The organism is Natronococcus jeotgali DSM 18795 (assembly GCF_000337695.1).
Lineage (GTDB): Archaea > Halobacteriota > Halobacteria > Halobacteriales > Natrialbaceae > Natronococcus > Natronococcus jeotgali.
In genome coordinates this window covers 17,873-32,185 of record NZ_AOIA01000092.1, presented here as the reverse complement: position 1 = coordinate 32,185, position 14,313 = coordinate 17,873, and the positions used below count along the sequence as shown (strand labels likewise).

General features: G+C 67.8%; 17 protein-coding genes. 8 read left to right on the top strand and 9 right to left on the bottom strand.

Features of this window, described 5'->3' with window-relative positions; genetic code table 11:
* Nucleotides 1–9 precede the first annotated feature (9 nt).
* The 6 genes from C492_RS09755 to C492_RS09730 form a co-directional block, all read right to left on the bottom strand.
* Entirely contained in the window at nucleotides 10–624 is a 615-nt protein-coding gene (locus C492_RS09755) for a class I SAM-dependent methyltransferase (protein WP_008422948.1), read from the bottom strand.
* A gap of 75 nt (nucleotides 625–699) precedes the next feature.
* Entirely contained in the window at nucleotides 700–2,181 is a 1,482-nt protein-coding gene (locus tag C492_RS09750; RefSeq protein WP_008422946.1) for an aldehyde dehydrogenase family protein, read from the bottom strand.
* Nucleotides 2,181–2,609 carry a VOC family protein gene (locus C492_RS09745; RefSeq protein WP_049892949.1) on the bottom strand — a complete coding sequence of 143 codons (429 nt, stop codon included), beginning with the start codon at nucleotides 2,607–2,609 and terminating at the stop codon, nucleotides 2,181–2,183. The genes C492_RS09750 and C492_RS09745 overlap by 1 nt, the downstream gene beginning before the upstream one ends.
* Before the next feature lie 2 nt (nucleotides 2,610–2,611).
* The gene (locus C492_RS09740) at nucleotides 2,612–3,577 is read right to left on the bottom strand and encodes an ABC transporter substrate-binding protein (protein ID WP_008422942.1); all 966 of its coding nucleotides are present in this window, start codon (nucleotides 3,575–3,577) and stop codon (nucleotides 2,612–2,614) included.
* Nucleotides 3,578–3,579: 2 nt separating this feature from the next.
* Complete coding sequence (locus C492_RS09735) at nucleotides 3,580–4,578, bottom strand: ABC transporter substrate-binding protein (RefSeq protein ID WP_049892956.1); 999 nt, start codon at nucleotides 4,576–4,578, stop codon at nucleotides 3,580–3,582.
* Between the two features lie 5 nt (nucleotides 4,579–4,583).
* Nucleotides 4,584–5,480: an ABC transporter substrate-binding protein gene (locus C492_RS09730; protein WP_049892947.1), complete on the bottom strand. Its 897-nt coding sequence runs from the start codon at nucleotides 5,478–5,480 to the stop codon at nucleotides 4,584–4,586.
* Nucleotides 5,481–5,570: 90 nt separating this feature from the next.
* Here C492_RS09730 and C492_RS09725 point away from each other — a divergent pair, with 90 nt between their 5' ends.
* On the top strand, nucleotides 5,571–5,912 hold the full coding sequence (locus tag C492_RS09725) for a cupin domain-containing protein (protein WP_008422937.1): 342 nt from the start codon (nucleotides 5,571–5,573) through the stop codon (nucleotides 5,910–5,912).
* 50 nt (nucleotides 5,913–5,962) lie between these two features.
* Here the strand turns inward: C492_RS09725 and C492_RS09720 are convergent, their stop codons facing one another.
* Together C492_RS09720 and C492_RS09715 are read right to left on the bottom strand one after the other, a co-directional pair.
* Entirely contained in the window at nucleotides 5,963–6,181 is a 219-nt protein-coding gene (locus tag C492_RS09720) for a hypothetical protein (protein ID WP_008422936.1), read from the bottom strand.
* A 76-nt stretch (nucleotides 6,182–6,257) separates the two neighbouring features.
* The gene (locus tag C492_RS09715) at nucleotides 6,258–6,935 is read right to left on the bottom strand and encodes a helix-turn-helix domain-containing protein (RefSeq protein ID WP_008422935.1); all 678 of its coding nucleotides are present in this window, start codon (nucleotides 6,933–6,935) and stop codon (nucleotides 6,258–6,260) included.
* Nucleotides 6,936–7,285: 350 nt separating this feature from the next.
* Between C492_RS09715 and C492_RS09710 the strand changes: the two genes are divergently transcribed.
* From C492_RS09710 to C492_RS09690, 5 genes are all read left to right on the top strand, one after another.
* Nucleotides 7,286–8,611 carry an MFS transporter gene (locus tag C492_RS09710; RefSeq protein ID WP_008422934.1) on the top strand — a complete coding sequence of 442 codons (1,326 nt, stop codon included), beginning with the start codon at nucleotides 7,286–7,288 and terminating at the stop codon, nucleotides 8,609–8,611.
* Between the two features lie 258 nt (nucleotides 8,612–8,869).
* Complete coding sequence (locus C492_RS09705; RefSeq protein ID WP_008422933.1) at nucleotides 8,870–9,979, top strand: acyltransferase; 1,110 nt, start codon at nucleotides 8,870–8,872, stop codon at nucleotides 9,977–9,979.
* Between the two features lie 179 nt (nucleotides 9,980–10,158).
* Nucleotides 10,159–11,142, top strand: a complete 984-nt coding sequence (locus C492_RS09700; protein WP_049892945.1) for a TackOD1 domain-containing metal-binding protein — start codon at nucleotides 10,159–10,161, stop codon at nucleotides 11,140–11,142.
* A gap of 294 nt (nucleotides 11,143–11,436) precedes the next feature.
* Nucleotides 11,437–11,826: a hypothetical protein gene (locus C492_RS09695; protein ID WP_008422931.1), complete on the top strand. Its 390-nt coding sequence runs from the start codon at nucleotides 11,437–11,439 to the stop codon at nucleotides 11,824–11,826.
* 104 nt (nucleotides 11,827–11,930) lie between these two features.
* Nucleotides 11,931–12,380 carry a pyridoxamine 5'-phosphate oxidase family protein gene (locus C492_RS09690; RefSeq protein WP_008422930.1) on the top strand — a complete coding sequence of 150 codons (450 nt, stop codon included), beginning with the start codon at nucleotides 11,931–11,933 and terminating at the stop codon, nucleotides 12,378–12,380.
* An 11-nt stretch (nucleotides 12,381–12,391) separates the two neighbouring features.
* On the opposite strand, the gene C492_RS09685 is transcribed toward C492_RS09690, so the two are convergent.
* Nucleotides 12,392–13,129 carry a diphthine--ammonia ligase gene (locus C492_RS09685; RefSeq protein ID WP_008422928.1) on the bottom strand — a complete coding sequence of 246 codons (738 nt, stop codon included), beginning with the start codon at nucleotides 13,127–13,129 and terminating at the stop codon, nucleotides 12,392–12,394.
* Nucleotides 13,130–13,207: 78 nt separating this feature from the next.
* On the opposite strand from C492_RS09685, the gene C492_RS24980 reads away from it, so the two are divergent.
* Both C492_RS24980 and C492_RS09675 read left to right on the top strand, forming a co-directional pair.
* On the top strand, nucleotides 13,208–13,684 hold the full coding sequence (locus C492_RS24980) for a hypothetical protein (protein ID WP_008422924.1): 477 nt from the start codon (nucleotides 13,208–13,210) through the stop codon (nucleotides 13,682–13,684).
* Between the two features lie 256 nt (nucleotides 13,685–13,940).
* Nucleotides 13,941–14,294, top strand: coding sequence for a DUF7344 domain-containing protein (locus tag C492_RS09675; protein ID WP_008422922.1), 354 nt, complete (start codon nucleotides 13,941–13,943; stop codon nucleotides 14,292–14,294).
* The last annotated feature ends 19 nt before the right edge of the window (nucleotides 14,295–14,313 follow it).

The following is a 14,313-nucleotide window of genomic DNA, read 5'->3' as shown; positions in this document are numbered from 1 at the left end:
TCGCGACGATCACTCGTTCCGTTCGGGGTCGGGATACGACTGTGCACCGCCCCTCGAGTTCCGTGCGACCACCGTCGCGACCGCCGCGGATCCGTCGGTGACGGTCCGGACGCGTTCCTCGTAGTGAAGGATCGTCAGATCGAGACACGCCCGGAGGAGGTCGTTCGAGCGGTACCGGTAGCGATCGCTCGAGGGGCCGATCTCGACGTCGTCGGCCGAACGCAGGTGGTGTTCGTAGACCAGAACCCCGCCCGGCGCGAGCGCCTCCTTGAGCTCCGGGAGGTGCTCGAGCGCGGCGAAGAAACTCACCGTGATCACGTCGTAGGTCCCGGGTTCGGGCTCGAACTCCTCGAGGTCCGCGCGGATCCAGTCGACGTCGACGTTCCGCTCCGTGGCCCGCTTACGCGCTCTCTCGAGGGCTTCGTCGGAGACGTCGACCGCGTCGACGTCGTACCCCCGCTCGGCGAGATAGAGCGCGTTCCGCCCGGTACCGGTTGCGACGTCGAGCGCGCGGCCGTCCGGCAGGGTCTCGATTCGGCGCTCGAGCTCTGGGATCGGGTCGTCGGGCAGCTCGAACTCCGGATCGTCGTACTTCTCGTTCCATCGACTGCGGTCGTCGGTCATACGTACAGGTCCGACCGCGAGACCTTGGAGCTCCCGATCGTCCGCGCGGAAGAGGCGAGAGCCGACCGAACCGACTCACTCCTCGGAGTCGGACCCGTCCCTCGGGCTCCCGTAGTCGACGTTGACGGTCTTGAGCTGGGTGTAGTGCTCGAGCGCCTGCATGCCCTTCTCGCGCCCGAGCCCGCTCCGTTTGTAGCCCCCGAAGGGCGTCTGCGGGTAGGAGCCGGCGTACTGGTTGACCATCACGCTCCCCGCCTCGAGCGCGTTCGCCACCCGGTGGCCGCGCCCGAGGTCGTTCGTCCAGACCGTGGCGTACAGCCCGTACTCGCTGTCGTTGGCGCGCCGAATCGCCTCCCGCTCGTCGGCGAACTCGTGGAGGGTGAGTACCGGGCCGAACACCTCCTCCCTGACGATCGGCGCGCCGTCCGAGACGTCCTCGATCACCGTCGGCTCGTAGAAGTACCCCTCGCGGTCGAGGACGTCGCCTCCGACGAGGGCGGTCGCCCCGTTCTCGAGTGCCCCGTCCACGCACTCCCGAACCCGCTCGCGAGCGTCGGCGGAGACGAGCGGCCCGAGATCCGGATCCTCGAGACCGGGGCCGATCGTGAGCGCGTCGACGGCCTCGCGAAGCGCCTCGCGGAACACGGCGTAACGGTCCTCGTGGACGAACACGCGCGTCGTCGCGAAACACGCCTGCCCGCTCACGAGGGTCAGCGCCTGGAGCGCACCCCCGACGGCGTCCTCGAGATCGGCGTCGGCGAACACGAGCGCGGGACTGTTCCCGCCGAGCTCGAGGGTCGACGGGACGAGGTTGTCGGCGGCGGTCCGTCCGACGGCCCGGCCCGTCGAGACCGAGCCCGTGAACGTGACCTCGTCGACGCGGGAGTCCTCGACGAGCGCGGCCCCGGTCGCCTCCCCGCCGGGAACCACGTTGAACGCGCCGTCCGGGACGCCGGCCTCGGTGGCGATCTCGGCGAGCCCCAAGAGCCCCAGCGGCGCCTCGGGAGCGGGCTTGACGACGACGGTATTTCCCGCGGCGAGCGCGGGCGCGATCCCGCGACAGCACAGGGCCAGGGGGGCGTTCCAGGGGACGAGCTGTGCGCTGACGCCGAGGGGTTCCCGCCGCGTGAACGCCTGCCTGTCGCCCGGAACGGGGATCGTCTCACCCTCGATCTTGGTCGTCGCGCCCGCGTAGTAGGCTATGTAGTCCGCGGCGCCGTCGACGAGGGCGCGCGACTGACCGATCGGGCGGCCGTTCTCCCGGGTGACGAGGTCGGCGAGCTCGTCGGCGCGATTCTCGATCGCCTCGGCGAAGCGGTACAGCACCCGTCTGCGTTCGGCGGGATCCGTCCCCGCCCAGTCGGGCTGGGCGCGTCGCGCCGCCTCGAGCGCGGCGTCGACGCCCGCGTCGCCGGCCGTGGCGACGGTCGCGATCGTCTTCTCGGTCGCCGGATCCGTGACCCGGAGCGGGCCGTCCTCTCGGCTCCCATCCCCGTCTTCGGCCCGGAACTCGCCGTCGACGTAGGCGCCGTAGCGTTCGGACCGTTCACCCGTCATCAGGCGACGTCGTCGTGGGTGAGCAGCGGTCGATCCCGCTCCCCGTTCGGCGGTTTGTCGGTGATCACCTCGAGGAGGTTCCCGTCCGGATCCAGGAAGTAGAACCCCTCGAACTCGTCCCAGTCGTAGGGGCCCTGATTCGGGAACTGGCCGTCGAGCTCGGCGACGTACTCGTCGTAGCTCGCCCGATCGGTCTCGAAGGCGAGATGGGCCTTGTCCAGTGGATGCTCGAGGTCCGCGGCCGCCCAGCCGTCGGCCCGTCCCGTCTCGACGAGGGTCAGGACGGTGTCGCCGACGGCGAACATGGCGTGCTCGCCGTGGAACTCCTCCGGGGGTCGCCGCACCGACAGTCCGAGGACGTCGCGGTAGAACGGGTACGCCGCCTCGAGGTCGTCGACGTCGACGTTGACGTGATCGACGGCCTGCATCGTCACCGCCTCACCCGCTCGACGTACTCCCTGACGATCGGTGCCTCCGGATCGAGGTAGTCGTTGGTCCAGGCGGCGTCGGGATCGATCTCACCTTCGAGGAGGTCGGTCTCGGCGAGCGCCCGTCCGAGACGTTGCCAGCGCTCCCCGTCGTGGTTCCCCCAGCCGGCGTCCTCGAGGTGGCTGCTGAACTGGAGGTCTCGGGCGGCCGTCTCGAACTTCTCGCGCTCGATCCGGCGGCGTCGCTCGAGGGTTGCGTTCCGTGCCACCAGGGCGTCAATCGCAGCCTCGGGATCGGCCGTCGCCTCGGCCCAGCCGCGGGCGGTCGCCCGGAGGAAGGCGCCCACGGTTTCGGATTCCGCGGCGGCGAAGGCGGGGTTCGCGACCAGCGTCATCCCGTAAACGGGCAGGTGATCCCCGATCGGGAGCTCGTCGGCGACCCGGTCGTGCTCGTACTCGAGTTCGAGGCCGTTGGTGACGACGCCGACGGCCGCGTCGACGCTGTCGTCGAGCACCTGGTGCTGGACGCGGTGGTGGGTGTGGGGATCGACCTCGAGCAGGTCGACCTCCTCGCGGATGCCGACGTCCTCGAGGAGCTGGGCGGTCAGAATCCTGGTCTTCGTCGCGGAGGGAGCGACGGTGCGCCCCGCCAGCTGTTCGGGCTCCTCGAGCGGTTCGCCGAAGACGTCCCGGAGCGTGTAGATCGCCGCCGGCGTCTTCGCGGTCACCGCCGCGACGGCCAGGGGATCGTGGCCCCGGCTCTGCACCGAGAGGACGGCGCTGGCGCCGGCGAGGGCGATATCCGCCTCGCCCTCGGCCGCCTGCTCGGCGGAAAAGGGCGAGCCGCGGCCCTCGAGGAAGGCGACGTCGACGCCCTCCTCCTCGTAAAAGTCCCGTTCGCGGGCGAGGAAGTACGGCGCCTGAAACCCGTTCGGTTCCCAGTTGAGCTGGAAGGTGAGCGACTCCATTCTCACTCCCCCAGGTGGAACATGTCGTCGGGCACGTGATCGACGCCGAGCGCGTCGGCGCCCGCGACCTCGAGCAGGTGGTCGAACAGCCGATCCATCCCGTCGATCGTCTCCTCGTCCCAGTCGGCGACGACCATGTCCCGCCAGCCGTCCCGGACGGCGCGAACGATCTCGGGGTCGTCCTCGTACATCAGGCGCTCGCCGATGTCCGCCCAGAGCTCGTCGTCGCTCGTCAGTCGGTCGACGGCGTCCCGGTAGGCGCGCTTGAACCCCCGCACCGCGTCGGGGTTCTCCGAGAGGTACTGCTCGCTGGTCAGGAACGTCGAGATCGGCAGCTTTCGGTCGGTCTCCGAGAGGTCCTGGACGAGCTCGGACATCGGGAGCACCTCGCGGTACGGCCCCGTCTCGGTGATCTCGGGGACGATCGGCCAGAACTGGAGAACGCCGTCGACCTCGCCGTCCCGGAGCATGCGGGTGAGCTCGACCTTCGAGCCCGCCTCGACGGGCGTCGCCGCCTCGTCGGGGTCGAACCCGTGGCGCTTCCGACAGGCGGCCCGCACGAGGATCCAGTTCTTGTCGAGGCGGCGAACGACGCCGATCCGACGGCCCCGGAGGTCGGTCAGATCCTCGACCGTGGAGTCCTCGGGCGTGACGAGCCCGCCGACGGTCCGTCCGTACGGGTGGATCGCGACGATCGGCGCCCCGTCGGCGCGCTCGCGGGCCGTCGAGATGTAGTCGATGTCGATGAGGTCGGCGTCGCCCTCCTGCAGTTTCGCCTCGACGGTCTCGACGCCGCCCTCGAGGGAATCCGAGACGAGCTGTACGTCGAGGTGAAAGCCGTGCTCGCGGTCGAGCCCGAGCCGTTTGATCGTGTACAGCATGTACCGCGGGCTTCCGTTGTGCTCGAAGCGGGCCCGCAACACGGGTCGATTGCCCGGCTCGCCGTGGTGGGCGTCGAGCTCGGCCTGCTGGCTCGCGACGTCGACGGTAGTCTCGGCCATCCCGATCACCCCAGCGAGGCGACGATGGCGTCGAGTTCGGCCTCGTCGTCGATCAGTTCACGTTCTTTCATCCACTCGAGCTGTGTGCCGAGATCCTCCCGATCGGCCAGTTCCGGCACCTCGTAACGGGGGACCGTTACCCGCTCCCGAAGGGCGTCCACGTCGACGTCCTCGAAGAGGTCGGGCGCGACCCGGGCGTCCTTCTCGAGCATCTCGAGGTACTCCTCGCGGAACGACTCGGGATCGTCGTTGATGTCGCGGACGGCGCGGGCGTAGGCCGCGACGTACGCCTCGAGCAACTCGGCGTCGACGCCGTCGCCGCCGACGATCCCCATGTGGTTCTCGAACTCGAGGACGGGTTCGAACCCCAGCTGCTCGGCCAGCGCCGACTGAGGATCCAGCAGCGTGACGGCGTCGACCTCGCCGTCCCGTAACGCTCGCAGCCGATCGGTCGGCATCCCGTAGTGGACCAGCCGTACTTCGTCGGGATCGACGTGCTCCTCGAGGGCCCGCATCGCGGTGTACTCCTGCCCGGTGCGGCGGTTGACGGCGACCTCGACGCCGGCCAGGTCCGCCGGGGACTCGATCGGCGTCTCCGGTCGCGTGAAGACGGTGTACGGCTGGTCGGCGAAGGTGCCGTTCGCGACGACCTCGCCGTCGCCCATCCCCCACGTCCGCTTCAGGCTCTCCCACTTGCAGACGGGGTAGAGGTCGACCTCGTAGTCACCCGTTAGCGTCTCCTCGGCGGGAATGTACTTGATCTCGACGGACCCGCGGTCGCGCTCGATCAGGTCGACGTCCAGCCCCTCGTCCTCGAAGTACCCCCGCTCGGCCGCCACCCGCTGTGGCAACACGAACGAGAACGGGAGGTGGAACAGATTGAGACTGTCACTCTCTGGCATACAGGCACACCCATCACGACCCCACTAATAAACGTTTCTCGTCAACTTTTATAAGGAGGTTCGTGGATACGTGTCACGTGGTGTGATAACATGGAAAAGGCGAACGCGAGCGAGGCGGGACTCGAGGAGGTCAGCGACGGGGTGTACCTCGCGACCCTCGCGACGGGCGAGCGAGCGAGCGTGAAGCTCTGGCGCATCGATCCCGGGGCCGAACTCCCAGTACACGAACACGAGAACGAACAGATCGGGTACGTGCTCGAGGGACGACTGATCGCGAGGGCCGACGGCGAGGAGGTACGACTCGATCCGGGAGACTGCTACCGGTTTCCGAGCCGGGAGTGCCACGGCGCCGAGAACCGCTCGTCCGAGCCGGCGGTCGGGATCGGGGTCCTCGCGCCGCCGCGCGAGCGCCCCGACTGGGGCGACGCCTGAGTCGCTCTTGTCGACTCAGCAGTCCCGTCGTAGACGGGGCCGATCGACTGTCAGTCGTCGAACGCGGCCTCCTCGGAGTCGACGACCTCGAACGACGTTTCGCCGCACTCACACCCCGTTCGCTGTCCGATCGGCCGCACCGTTCCGTCCGGCTGCTGTTCGGAGGCGTAGGCTTTTCCACACGCGGTACAGATCGCCGCGACCTTCCGGGTCGTCTCCGATTCGGCGGCCGAATCGAACGCCGATTTCTCGGCGGATGGATCTTCCATTTGTTCGATCATGAGAGCCACCGTCAAAACCGACTCTGCATTGAACTCGAGGGCATTTATATACGGCCGCGGTCGGCTACTCCGATGCCGACTCGGACATCCTCTTCGGCGGCGAGACGGTGAGGCTGTTTCTGACGAGGTTGTCCGTCGCGCGGCGCAGCCGCTGGGAGACCGAGTTCGTCGAGACGTCCAGCTCCGCGGCCAGCTCCTCGATCTGGGTCTCGCGAGGGACCTCGAAGTAGCCCATCTCTCGGGCGGTCGTGAGAACCTCGTGTTGTCCCGGCGTGAGGTCGTACCGACGCTCCTTGGGCTCGACCCCCTGGTGGAGGCGCTGCAGCTCGAACGTGTAGTCCCGCTCGCGGAAGTACGCCTGGAACTCCTCGAGGAGGGTCCGATCGACGAACTTCAGCTTGAGGTACCAGCGGCCGTTTTTCGCTTCGGCCTCCTGCATGATCCCGCGCTGGTCGACGGTCAGATCGATCAGCTCCTGGATCCGCTCGCTCCAGTGAACGTTGAAGTAGCCGATTCCGTCGGCGACGCTGAGCGTTCGCACTCCGTCGACGTCGGGATCGTCCTCGAGGGCGCGCTCGACGGCCTCGAGGTCGTCGCTGGTCACCCACAGGAACGGCATCACCCACTCGCGGCTGTGGGTCGCGAGCCGTTCGATCTCGACCGTTGCGTCGGGGACGGCCTCGAAGGTGTGTTCCAGCGCGAAGCCGTCAGCGGGGATCGTGAACTCGGCGACGACGCTCATACTGGCGTGTCCGACTCGAGGCACTGAAAACCGACACCTGCCAGTGCAACAGGCACCCGCGGCCGATCGTGAGCCGAATCCGCCGACGCACCCGGTCGAACGCGAGAGCGCCCTCGCTGACGAACTCGTCGCTCTCCGCGAGCAACCTCCTATGAGCGGGTTGCCCCGCTCCTCGAGGGGACGCTCGGCCAGCTCGAAGCGCTCCTCGATGCGGGTGATCCGTGCCACCGTGTCCTCCCTCTGGTCGGCGAACCGCTCCCGGATCTCCTCGCTGGCGGTCGCCGCGGTCTCCGATCGGACCGCGGACTGGGTGTACAGTAATAAGTATTCACCTCCAACGCGACCGATAAATGAGAACCGAGCGCGAATCCGTCGATACTCCCGGACCGTTTCGGCAGTTCTTCTCGCTCGAGCGGGACGTGCTGGTGCTCTCGCTGGCGATGTTCGCGTTCAGCCTCGGCTTCCAGATGACCAGTCGGTTCCTGCCGGACTACCTCGTCTACCTCGGCGCGGGCGGGTTCGTCGTCGGACTGTTCGCCACGCTGGGCAACGTCATCGGCGCCGTCTACCCCTACTACGGCGGGATCGTCTCCGACCGCGTCGGCTCGCGGTACGCCCTGACGGTCTTCGGCTTTCTCTCGACGTTCGGCTTCGCGATCTGGCTGGCGTCGGCCTACGTACCCGCGATCGACCTCGGCGTCGTCACCGTCGAGCCGTGGGCGTGGGTGTTCGTCGGGCTCCTGCTGGCCCAGTGCTGGAAGTCCTTCGGCATCGGGGGCCACTACGCGATCGTCAAGCAGGCGACCGACCCGAGCCGGCTGGCTCGCGGGTTCGCCAGCACGGAGACGTTCCGGCGGACCGCGTTCCTGATCGCGCCGCTGATCGTCGCGGCACTGGTCGCCGACGAGCTCGTGCCCGGCTTCCTGTGGGTCCTCGCGATCGCGATCGTCTTCGCCGTCCTCGGAACGATCGTCCAGCACCTGCTCTACGAGGCCAAGGCGGACTCCGTCGGCGAGGAGTTCGAAGGAATCGGTCAGATCGCCGACGACCTGCGGGCGCTCCCCGATCCGCTGCGACCGCTGCTGGTCGCCGACGCGTTCGTCCGATTCGCCAACGGAATGGTCTACGCCTTCTTCATCCTCGTGATCACCCAACTGCTCGAGATCGGGCTGACGCTCTCGACGCCCGTCGTCGGCACGATCGACCTCTCGCCCGCGGCCTTCTTCGGCGTGTTGCTCGGCGTCGAGATGGTCGTCGCACTCGTGACGATGGCGCCGATGGCCGCGGTCGCCGAGCGCGTCGGACTCAAGCCTGTCGTCGGCCTGGGCTTTTTCGTCTACGCGATCTTCCCGGTGTTGTTGATTTTCGGCCCCCAGTACGTCGGCAACGAGACCTGGCTCCTGGTCGCGCTGTTTGCCTTCTCGGGACTGCGGTTCGCGGGGCTGCCCGCCCACAAGGCGCTCGTGGTCGGTCCGGCCGAGCGCGGGGCCGGCGGCCGAGTGACCGGAACCTACTACTTGATTCGCGGCGCGATCGTGATCCCAAGCGGCGCGATCGGCGGATTCCTCTGGGAGTTCGCCACGCCGGAGCTCTCCTTTACGATCGCGACGATCGTCGGGATGCTCGGTGTCGCCTACTTCGCCGCCTTCGGTCAGGAGTTCGAGGCGTATCGGTAGCCTGGCTGAGTCCCCCCCGTGCCGTCGCGGTGCGGTCCGGCACCGCGCTGACGAGCTACCCGCTCCGGACCGAGACACCGCGTCCTCTCGAGGCGGCCCCCCACGGTTCGGAAACCGACACGAAATTCACTATTATAATACATTCTCCTAAGAATGTCTGACAGGATAGGTGGACTTATCGCCAGATACTATTATTGTCCGTACGTTTTGTCCCGAGAAACGAAAAGATCATAATCGATAGCGGAATCGCTTCGGGCAGTGACGGGACGGATACACAGCATCGACGCGATGCGGATGGTCGCGATGGCGTTCGTCGTCACGATACACACCGATCTATTCAGGGGGGTCGGAGCGTACGGAACGGCGATCAACTTCGTGACCGATTCCACGGCGCGCTTTGCGGTGCCGTTTTTCTTTCTCGCCGCGGGATACTTCTTCGCTCACAAGACCGCCGACGGCGACCCCGTCGCGTACTTCAAGACCCGAGCCGTCCGTATCGGCTCGATCTACGCCTTCGGGCTGGCGCTCGCGGCGCCTGTCTTTCTCGCCGGCGCCGTCGTTCGCGAGGCCGCCACGGGCGGAGCGGTTGCGAGCGTCGCCGTCGAGCGATTAGCGACGTTTGTGTCGCCGCTCGAGCTGCTGTACTACGGTGACTCCGTCTCGGTGATCCTGTGGTTCCTCCCGGCGCTGCTGTTCTCGCTCGGGCTCGTCTGCGCGTTCGCCAGGCTGGACGCCGCCGAGTACCTGCTTCCGGTCTCGCTGGCGTTGCACGTCGTCGGCCTCCTGGGGGCGAGTTACACGATGTTCGTCGACGTCCCGCTCGAGGTCAGGGACGCGTTGTTCTTCGGCTTTTTTTACACCAGCGTCGGCTACGTCATCGCCTCGCGCGAGTGGCAACCGACCGCGGAGCGAAGTCGCCGCTACCTCGGCGCGACCCTCCTGTTCGGCGCGCTCCACCTCGCCGAGCGGTACGCGCTGGGGTACGCGTCGACCGGGGCGTCGATCACGGAGGAAGTCTACGTGGCGAGCTACACGGTCGGGACCGCACTGTTCTCGATCTCGCTGTTCGTCTTCCTCCTCTCGAGGCCGAACCTCGGGCGGTCGACCCCGCTTCCGTCGTGGGGGACCTACGCCGTCGGCGTCTACGTCGCGCACCCGGCGGTGCTGTTCGTCTTAGAGCGGACGGCGGAGGCCCTGGAGTTCGCCGGGTACGACGTCGAGGGGACGCTCCTCTGGCATCTCGTTCTGACGCCGGCAACCTTTTTCGGCGCCTTGCTCGTCTACCTCGCCGCCCACAGGGTGGGCGCGATCGAAATCGGGGGAATCCACCTCCCGCACTCGCTCGCTCGATACGTCGGGCGGGACTGAGATCCGGCCGCGACCGCTCCCGCGGTCGTCGGCCCGCTCGATGCCGTTCGTCGATATATTTCTCCGTGTCCGTCGCTGATCAAACGTCCACCGTTACTCTCTTCAATTATCTCACATTCGAACTAGTAGCCACTCAAGGGGAAAATATAGGTGGATTGTAGTCCCAGTTTCGAGAGAGTATGGTTTCACCAGGGGAGCTTCGACTGATCGATGCGGTGCTCGAGGACGGCGCGGTCGAACCCGATATCGCCGAGGACGGCTCGGTGAGTTACTCGCGCGTCGCGGACCTGCTCGACGAGCCCGACGACGAACCGGCCGCCGTGCTCGAGCGGTTCGCCGGCCGCGACGTGCTGGATCAGGAGTTCGTCTCGAAGGTGTACGTCTGTCCCGACTGCGGCGCGGAGGGACTGCAGTACACCACCGTTTGTCCGGCCTGCGGCGATCCCCACGCCGTCGAAACGGAGGTCATCGAACACGCCTGCGGCTACGTCGGTCCCGAGTCGGAGTTCGACGCCGACGACGGCTACCGCTGTCCGGACTGCGAGCAGGACCTCGAGTCCGTCGACATCGAGAAGAAGCGTCGCTACAGCTGCCACGGGTGTCCGGAATCGTTCGACGTCCCCGACGATCGGCTCCGCTGTCGCGAGTGTTCGTCGATGGTACCGCCACTCGAGGCGATCGAACGAGTGCTGTACCGGTACGACGTCGCCGACGAGGGCGAGGCGTGGCTCGGGCGCCAGAAGGCGGCCCGGCGGACGGCCGCGGCGGCGCTCGAGGAGCGGCGCTTCGAGACCGAGGTCGACGTCGCCGTCGACGGCGCCTCCCGACCGGTCCACGTCCTCGCGGAGGATCGGTTGATGGGCGAGCGACGGATCGTCGCGATCCACGAGATGCCGGACGCCGAAACCGTCGACGCGTTCGTCGCGTTCGCGGCGTCGGTCGACGCTCACCCGGTCGTCGTCACGACCTCGGGAACCGTCGAAAGCGACGTCGCGGCGCGCGCGGAGCGTTCGGAGCTGACGGTGCTTGCGTTCGACGACGGCGGCGAGGGATCGCTCGTGCCGGAGTACGAGGCGACCGACAGCGTCGGCGCCCACCGGTCGGGACTGTTCCAGCGGCTCACCGCGGCCCTCGAGGTTCCGGGCCGGAGCGACCGCCGGTAGCGTCGACCGTCGCGGCCGCGACCGACGCGGCTCGAGAAGCGGCGGCGTTCGCTCCCCCGACGCGGACCCGCATCCGCGCTCCCCATTTTATCAGATTGGTGACACCCTCTCCGAGGTCCGGCGATCGACCCGGAGCTCGTCCCGCGGTTTTCCGATCAGTTATATTCTGAAAGAAACGGCACAGGGTTAAGATGCTGGATCCCTAGGATACGACGGAGACGTTCGAGGTCCGCCGAGAGACCTCGACCCGCTGTATCAGCGGCGAGCCTCGCGTTCTCCGGGGTATCATCGACCATGCACACGAACACGAAAGACGCGACTCCCCGTCCCGCCGTCCGAGACGTCGCGCTGATCGACGAGTCGACGATCCGCCGGCTCGAGGACGGCGACCCCGATCGCACGGGGTGTCGGTTCGCGGCGGTCGCGCGCTCGCTCGAGGAAGCGTCGGTTCCGAACACGGGGTTCGATCTTCCGGTGACGCGGGTCGCATACGTCGACGAGAGCGGTCGGTACGGGGTCGAACGGGAGTACTTCGGTCACCGCGAGAACTGGCGGGGGATCCCGCGGACGGTCGTCGTTCCGGCGGAGAGCAGCCGCGTCGTCGCCGAGCTTCCCGACGCTCACCGCGAGCGGTACCGACCGGTTCTGGACCGGTACGAGCGCGTCCTCGGCCGCGAGGAGTAGCGGTCGCTCGCGGCGGGGTGTTGCGGATCGCGCCGTTTCGCTCGCGGTGACTGTCAGCGCCCTCGTAACGAGGTACTTTCTGCCCGCTCGCCGTAGGTACGGACATGCAAGGACTTCGCTGGGTCCAGCTGAGCGCCGACGAGATGAACGAGTTCCTCGGTCGGGGCGGAATCGGCGTCCTCTCGTTCGGGCGGGGAGCCGACGAGGCCCCGTTCTCGATTCCCGTCTCGTACGGGTACAACCCCGACGAGGCCGCGTTCTACTACCGCCTCTCGATGACCGAGGAAAGCGAGAAGGCGGATCTCGTCGATCGTTCGGTCTCGTTCGTCGCCCACCGAGAGACCGACGAGGGGTGGCGAAGCGTCGTCGCCGACGGTCGGCTCGCGGAGATCGAGGACTCCCCGTTCGAGCCGGGGGATCTCCACGGGATGTGGGCCATCGAGATTCCGATCGTCGACATCTTCGAGCGCCCGCTGCGGGACGTCTCGTTCCGGTTCTTCCGCCTCGAGCCCGAGGCGATGACGGGGCGCAAGGAGGTCCGAACCGATCCCTGAGCCCGCGTCGATCACTCGAGTCGGACGTCGGTGATCCGCACACGCCCCCAGTCGCCGTTCCACTCCCGCTCGTACTCGAGGGCGACGGGGCGGGACATGTGCGGTCCGTCGGTCACGACCGTCTCGAACTCCCCGTTCTCGCCCAGGAGGTGGATCCCGAACTCGCGGGACAGCGCCTCCAGCTCGACGAGCGCCTCCCGATCCAGCCGCCGTCCCAGCCAGCGCTCGTCGAACCCGGGTCCAGCCACCTCGACGATCGCGATCTCGAGGCCCCCGTCGATCATCTCCGTCGCGAGCTCGCGCGGCTCGGCCCGCCACAGCGGCGCGAAGAGCTCGCAGTCGAGGCGGTCACACAGCGCGCGGAGGCGGTCGACCTGGTGGTCGCTCGCGATCGCTCCGACGACGACCCCGGCCAGCCCGTCCTCGAGTTCGTCGTCGATCGCTCGGAGAACGTCCGCCAGCGGCTCGACGTCGCCGTCGGTCCCCCTCCCCGCTCCCGCGTTCGCCAGGTCGGGCGGTTCGACGTCCGCCGCGGGGAGCCCGGCCTCGACGATCGGGATGCCGACGCTTCGGGCGGCCGCTCGAGCGACCGACGGTGCGGGCGCGTGATACGCGTGAGATTCCTCCGGCGGTCGGACGAGGACGAGTCGGCGCACGTCCAGCCCCGCCTCCAGCGCCCGGTGGAGCGCCCACGAGGAGTCCTTGCCGCCGGAAAACAGCGCGACCCAGCTTCCGTTCGAATCGTCCATAGGTTCCCTTCGACGCGAACGGACAAACGCGCTCGGGCGATCTGAAAGCTACATCCGTCCGCTCGAGGTGGGACGCGTATGAACGCGGAGCGACTCAAGCGCGTCCTCGAGTTCTTCGTCATTGGCATCGTCTTCGGCGTTACGGAGGACGTCCTCGCGGTCCTGTTCGCGACCGACGCGGACGTGACGCCCGGCGTGGTCGCCGTCGTGGTTCTGATCGCGATCCCCTTCGCTCTCCTCTCGGAGATCGTCGTCGACCACCCGAAGTTCGTACACTTCGATCGGCTCGCGTTCCGCCTCCGGGGCGCCGTCGACCCCGACGCCTCTCGGCGGTGTCCCCCTCGAATCCACCGGGCTGGACGTCGCGATCGACTGCTATCCCCGTCCCACCACCACCACCGGTGTGCGCTCTGCGGGACGACCCTGCCGACGGGTCCGCTCCTCCGCGAACACGTGGAGCGCCGACACCCCTCGGCCGCCGTCCACTGGTGGATCGTCGCGGCGCCTGCGGACTGGGAGCCCCGGCCGACTCGAGCGATCCGAGACGACGGATGACCCCGCCGTCGCTCCGAGACGGCGGGTCGTACCCGTCGGAACGGGACAGCCCGCTCGATCCGAAACTCCCGTACGGAAACGTGAATTACGTAGGTATGTATGTAATCGAAAACCGATACGTCCGCGAGCAAAAACCGCCGTCGGACGGTCGGGTCGGCACACCGTCCGACGGGATCGGCGACGCTCGAGTTTTTACCTCGCGGGAACTCCAGTGGGGTACTTTGTGCGCTTGCAGCTATTTCGTAGCTAACCGCACATGAACGAACGTCCCATTCGCGACGAGGACGGCGCCGCGTCCCGCACGTCCGAGGCGGACGAGATCCTTCGAGCGCTGGCCGACGAGCGCCGTCGGGAGATCGTCGCCGCGCTCGAGGCGTCCGCGTCGGACCGGGTCGAAATCGACGAACTGGTCCGGGAGACGGCCGCCGACGGTCCGAACCCGCGGCGGAACGACTGGGCGGTAGCGCTCCACCACGTCCACCTGCCGGCGCTTCGGGACGCGGGGCTCGTCGACTACGACGACCGCGAGGGGACGATCCGGTACCACCGCTGTGGGCTCGTCCCCGCCGTCCTCGAGGCGGTCGAACTCGACTGTTCGCCCGCCCCGTAGCCAAGAGCGCTCGGATCGT

Coding starts and splice junctions, on each gene's coding strand:
- C492_RS09745 (WP_049892949.1), bottom strand. CDS start 2,609: ATGCAGGCCGTCGATCACGTCAACGTCGACGTCGACGACCTCGAGGCG.
- C492_RS09690 (WP_008422930.1), top strand. CDS start 11,931: ATGCAAGGACTTCGCTGGGTCCAGCTGAGCGCCGACGAGATGAACGAG.
- C492_RS09755 (WP_008422948.1), bottom strand. CDS start 624: ATGACCGACGACCGCAGTCGATGGAACGAGAAGTACGACGATCCGGAG.
- C492_RS09715 (WP_008422935.1), bottom strand. CDS start 6,935: ATGAGCGTCGTCGCCGAGTTCACGATCCCCGCTGACGGCTTCGCGCTG.
- C492_RS09725 (WP_008422937.1), top strand. CDS start 5,571: ATGGAAAAGGCGAACGCGAGCGAGGCGGGACTCGAGGAGGTCAGCGAC.
- C492_RS09735 (WP_049892956.1), bottom strand. CDS start 4,578: ATGGCCGAGACTACCGTCGACGTCGCGAGCCAGCAGGCCGAGCTCGAC.
- C492_RS24980 (WP_008422924.1), top strand. CDS start 13,208: ATGAACGCGGAGCGACTCAAGCGCGTCCTCGAGTTCTTCGTCATTGGC.
- C492_RS09720 (WP_008422936.1), bottom strand. CDS start 6,181: ATGGAAGATCCATCCGCCGAGAAATCGGCGTTCGATTCGGCCGCCGAA.
- C492_RS09740 (WP_008422942.1), bottom strand. CDS start 3,577: ATGGAGTCGCTCACCTTCCAGCTCAACTGGGAACCGAACGGGTTTCAG.
- C492_RS09685 (WP_008422928.1), bottom strand. CDS start 13,129: ATGGACGATTCGAACGGAAGCTGGGTCGCGCTGTTTTCCGGCGGCAAG.
- C492_RS09675 (WP_008422922.1), top strand. CDS start 13,941: ATGAACGAACGTCCCATTCGCGACGAGGACGGCGCCGCGTCCCGCACG.
- C492_RS09695 (WP_008422931.1), top strand. CDS start 11,437: ATGCACACGAACACGAAAGACGCGACTCCCCGTCCCGCCGTCCGAGAC.
- C492_RS09730 (WP_049892947.1), bottom strand. CDS start 5,480: ATGCCAGAGAGTGACAGTCTCAATCTGTTCCACCTCCCGTTCTCGTTC.
- C492_RS09700 (WP_049892945.1), top strand. CDS start 10,159: ATGGTTTCACCAGGGGAGCTTCGACTGATCGATGCGGTGCTCGAGGAC.
- C492_RS09710 (WP_008422934.1), top strand. CDS start 7,286: ATGAGAACCGAGCGCGAATCCGTCGATACTCCCGGACCGTTTCGGCAG.
- C492_RS09750 (WP_008422946.1), bottom strand. CDS start 2,181: ATGACGGGTGAACGGTCCGAACGCTACGGCGCCTACGTCGACGGCGAG.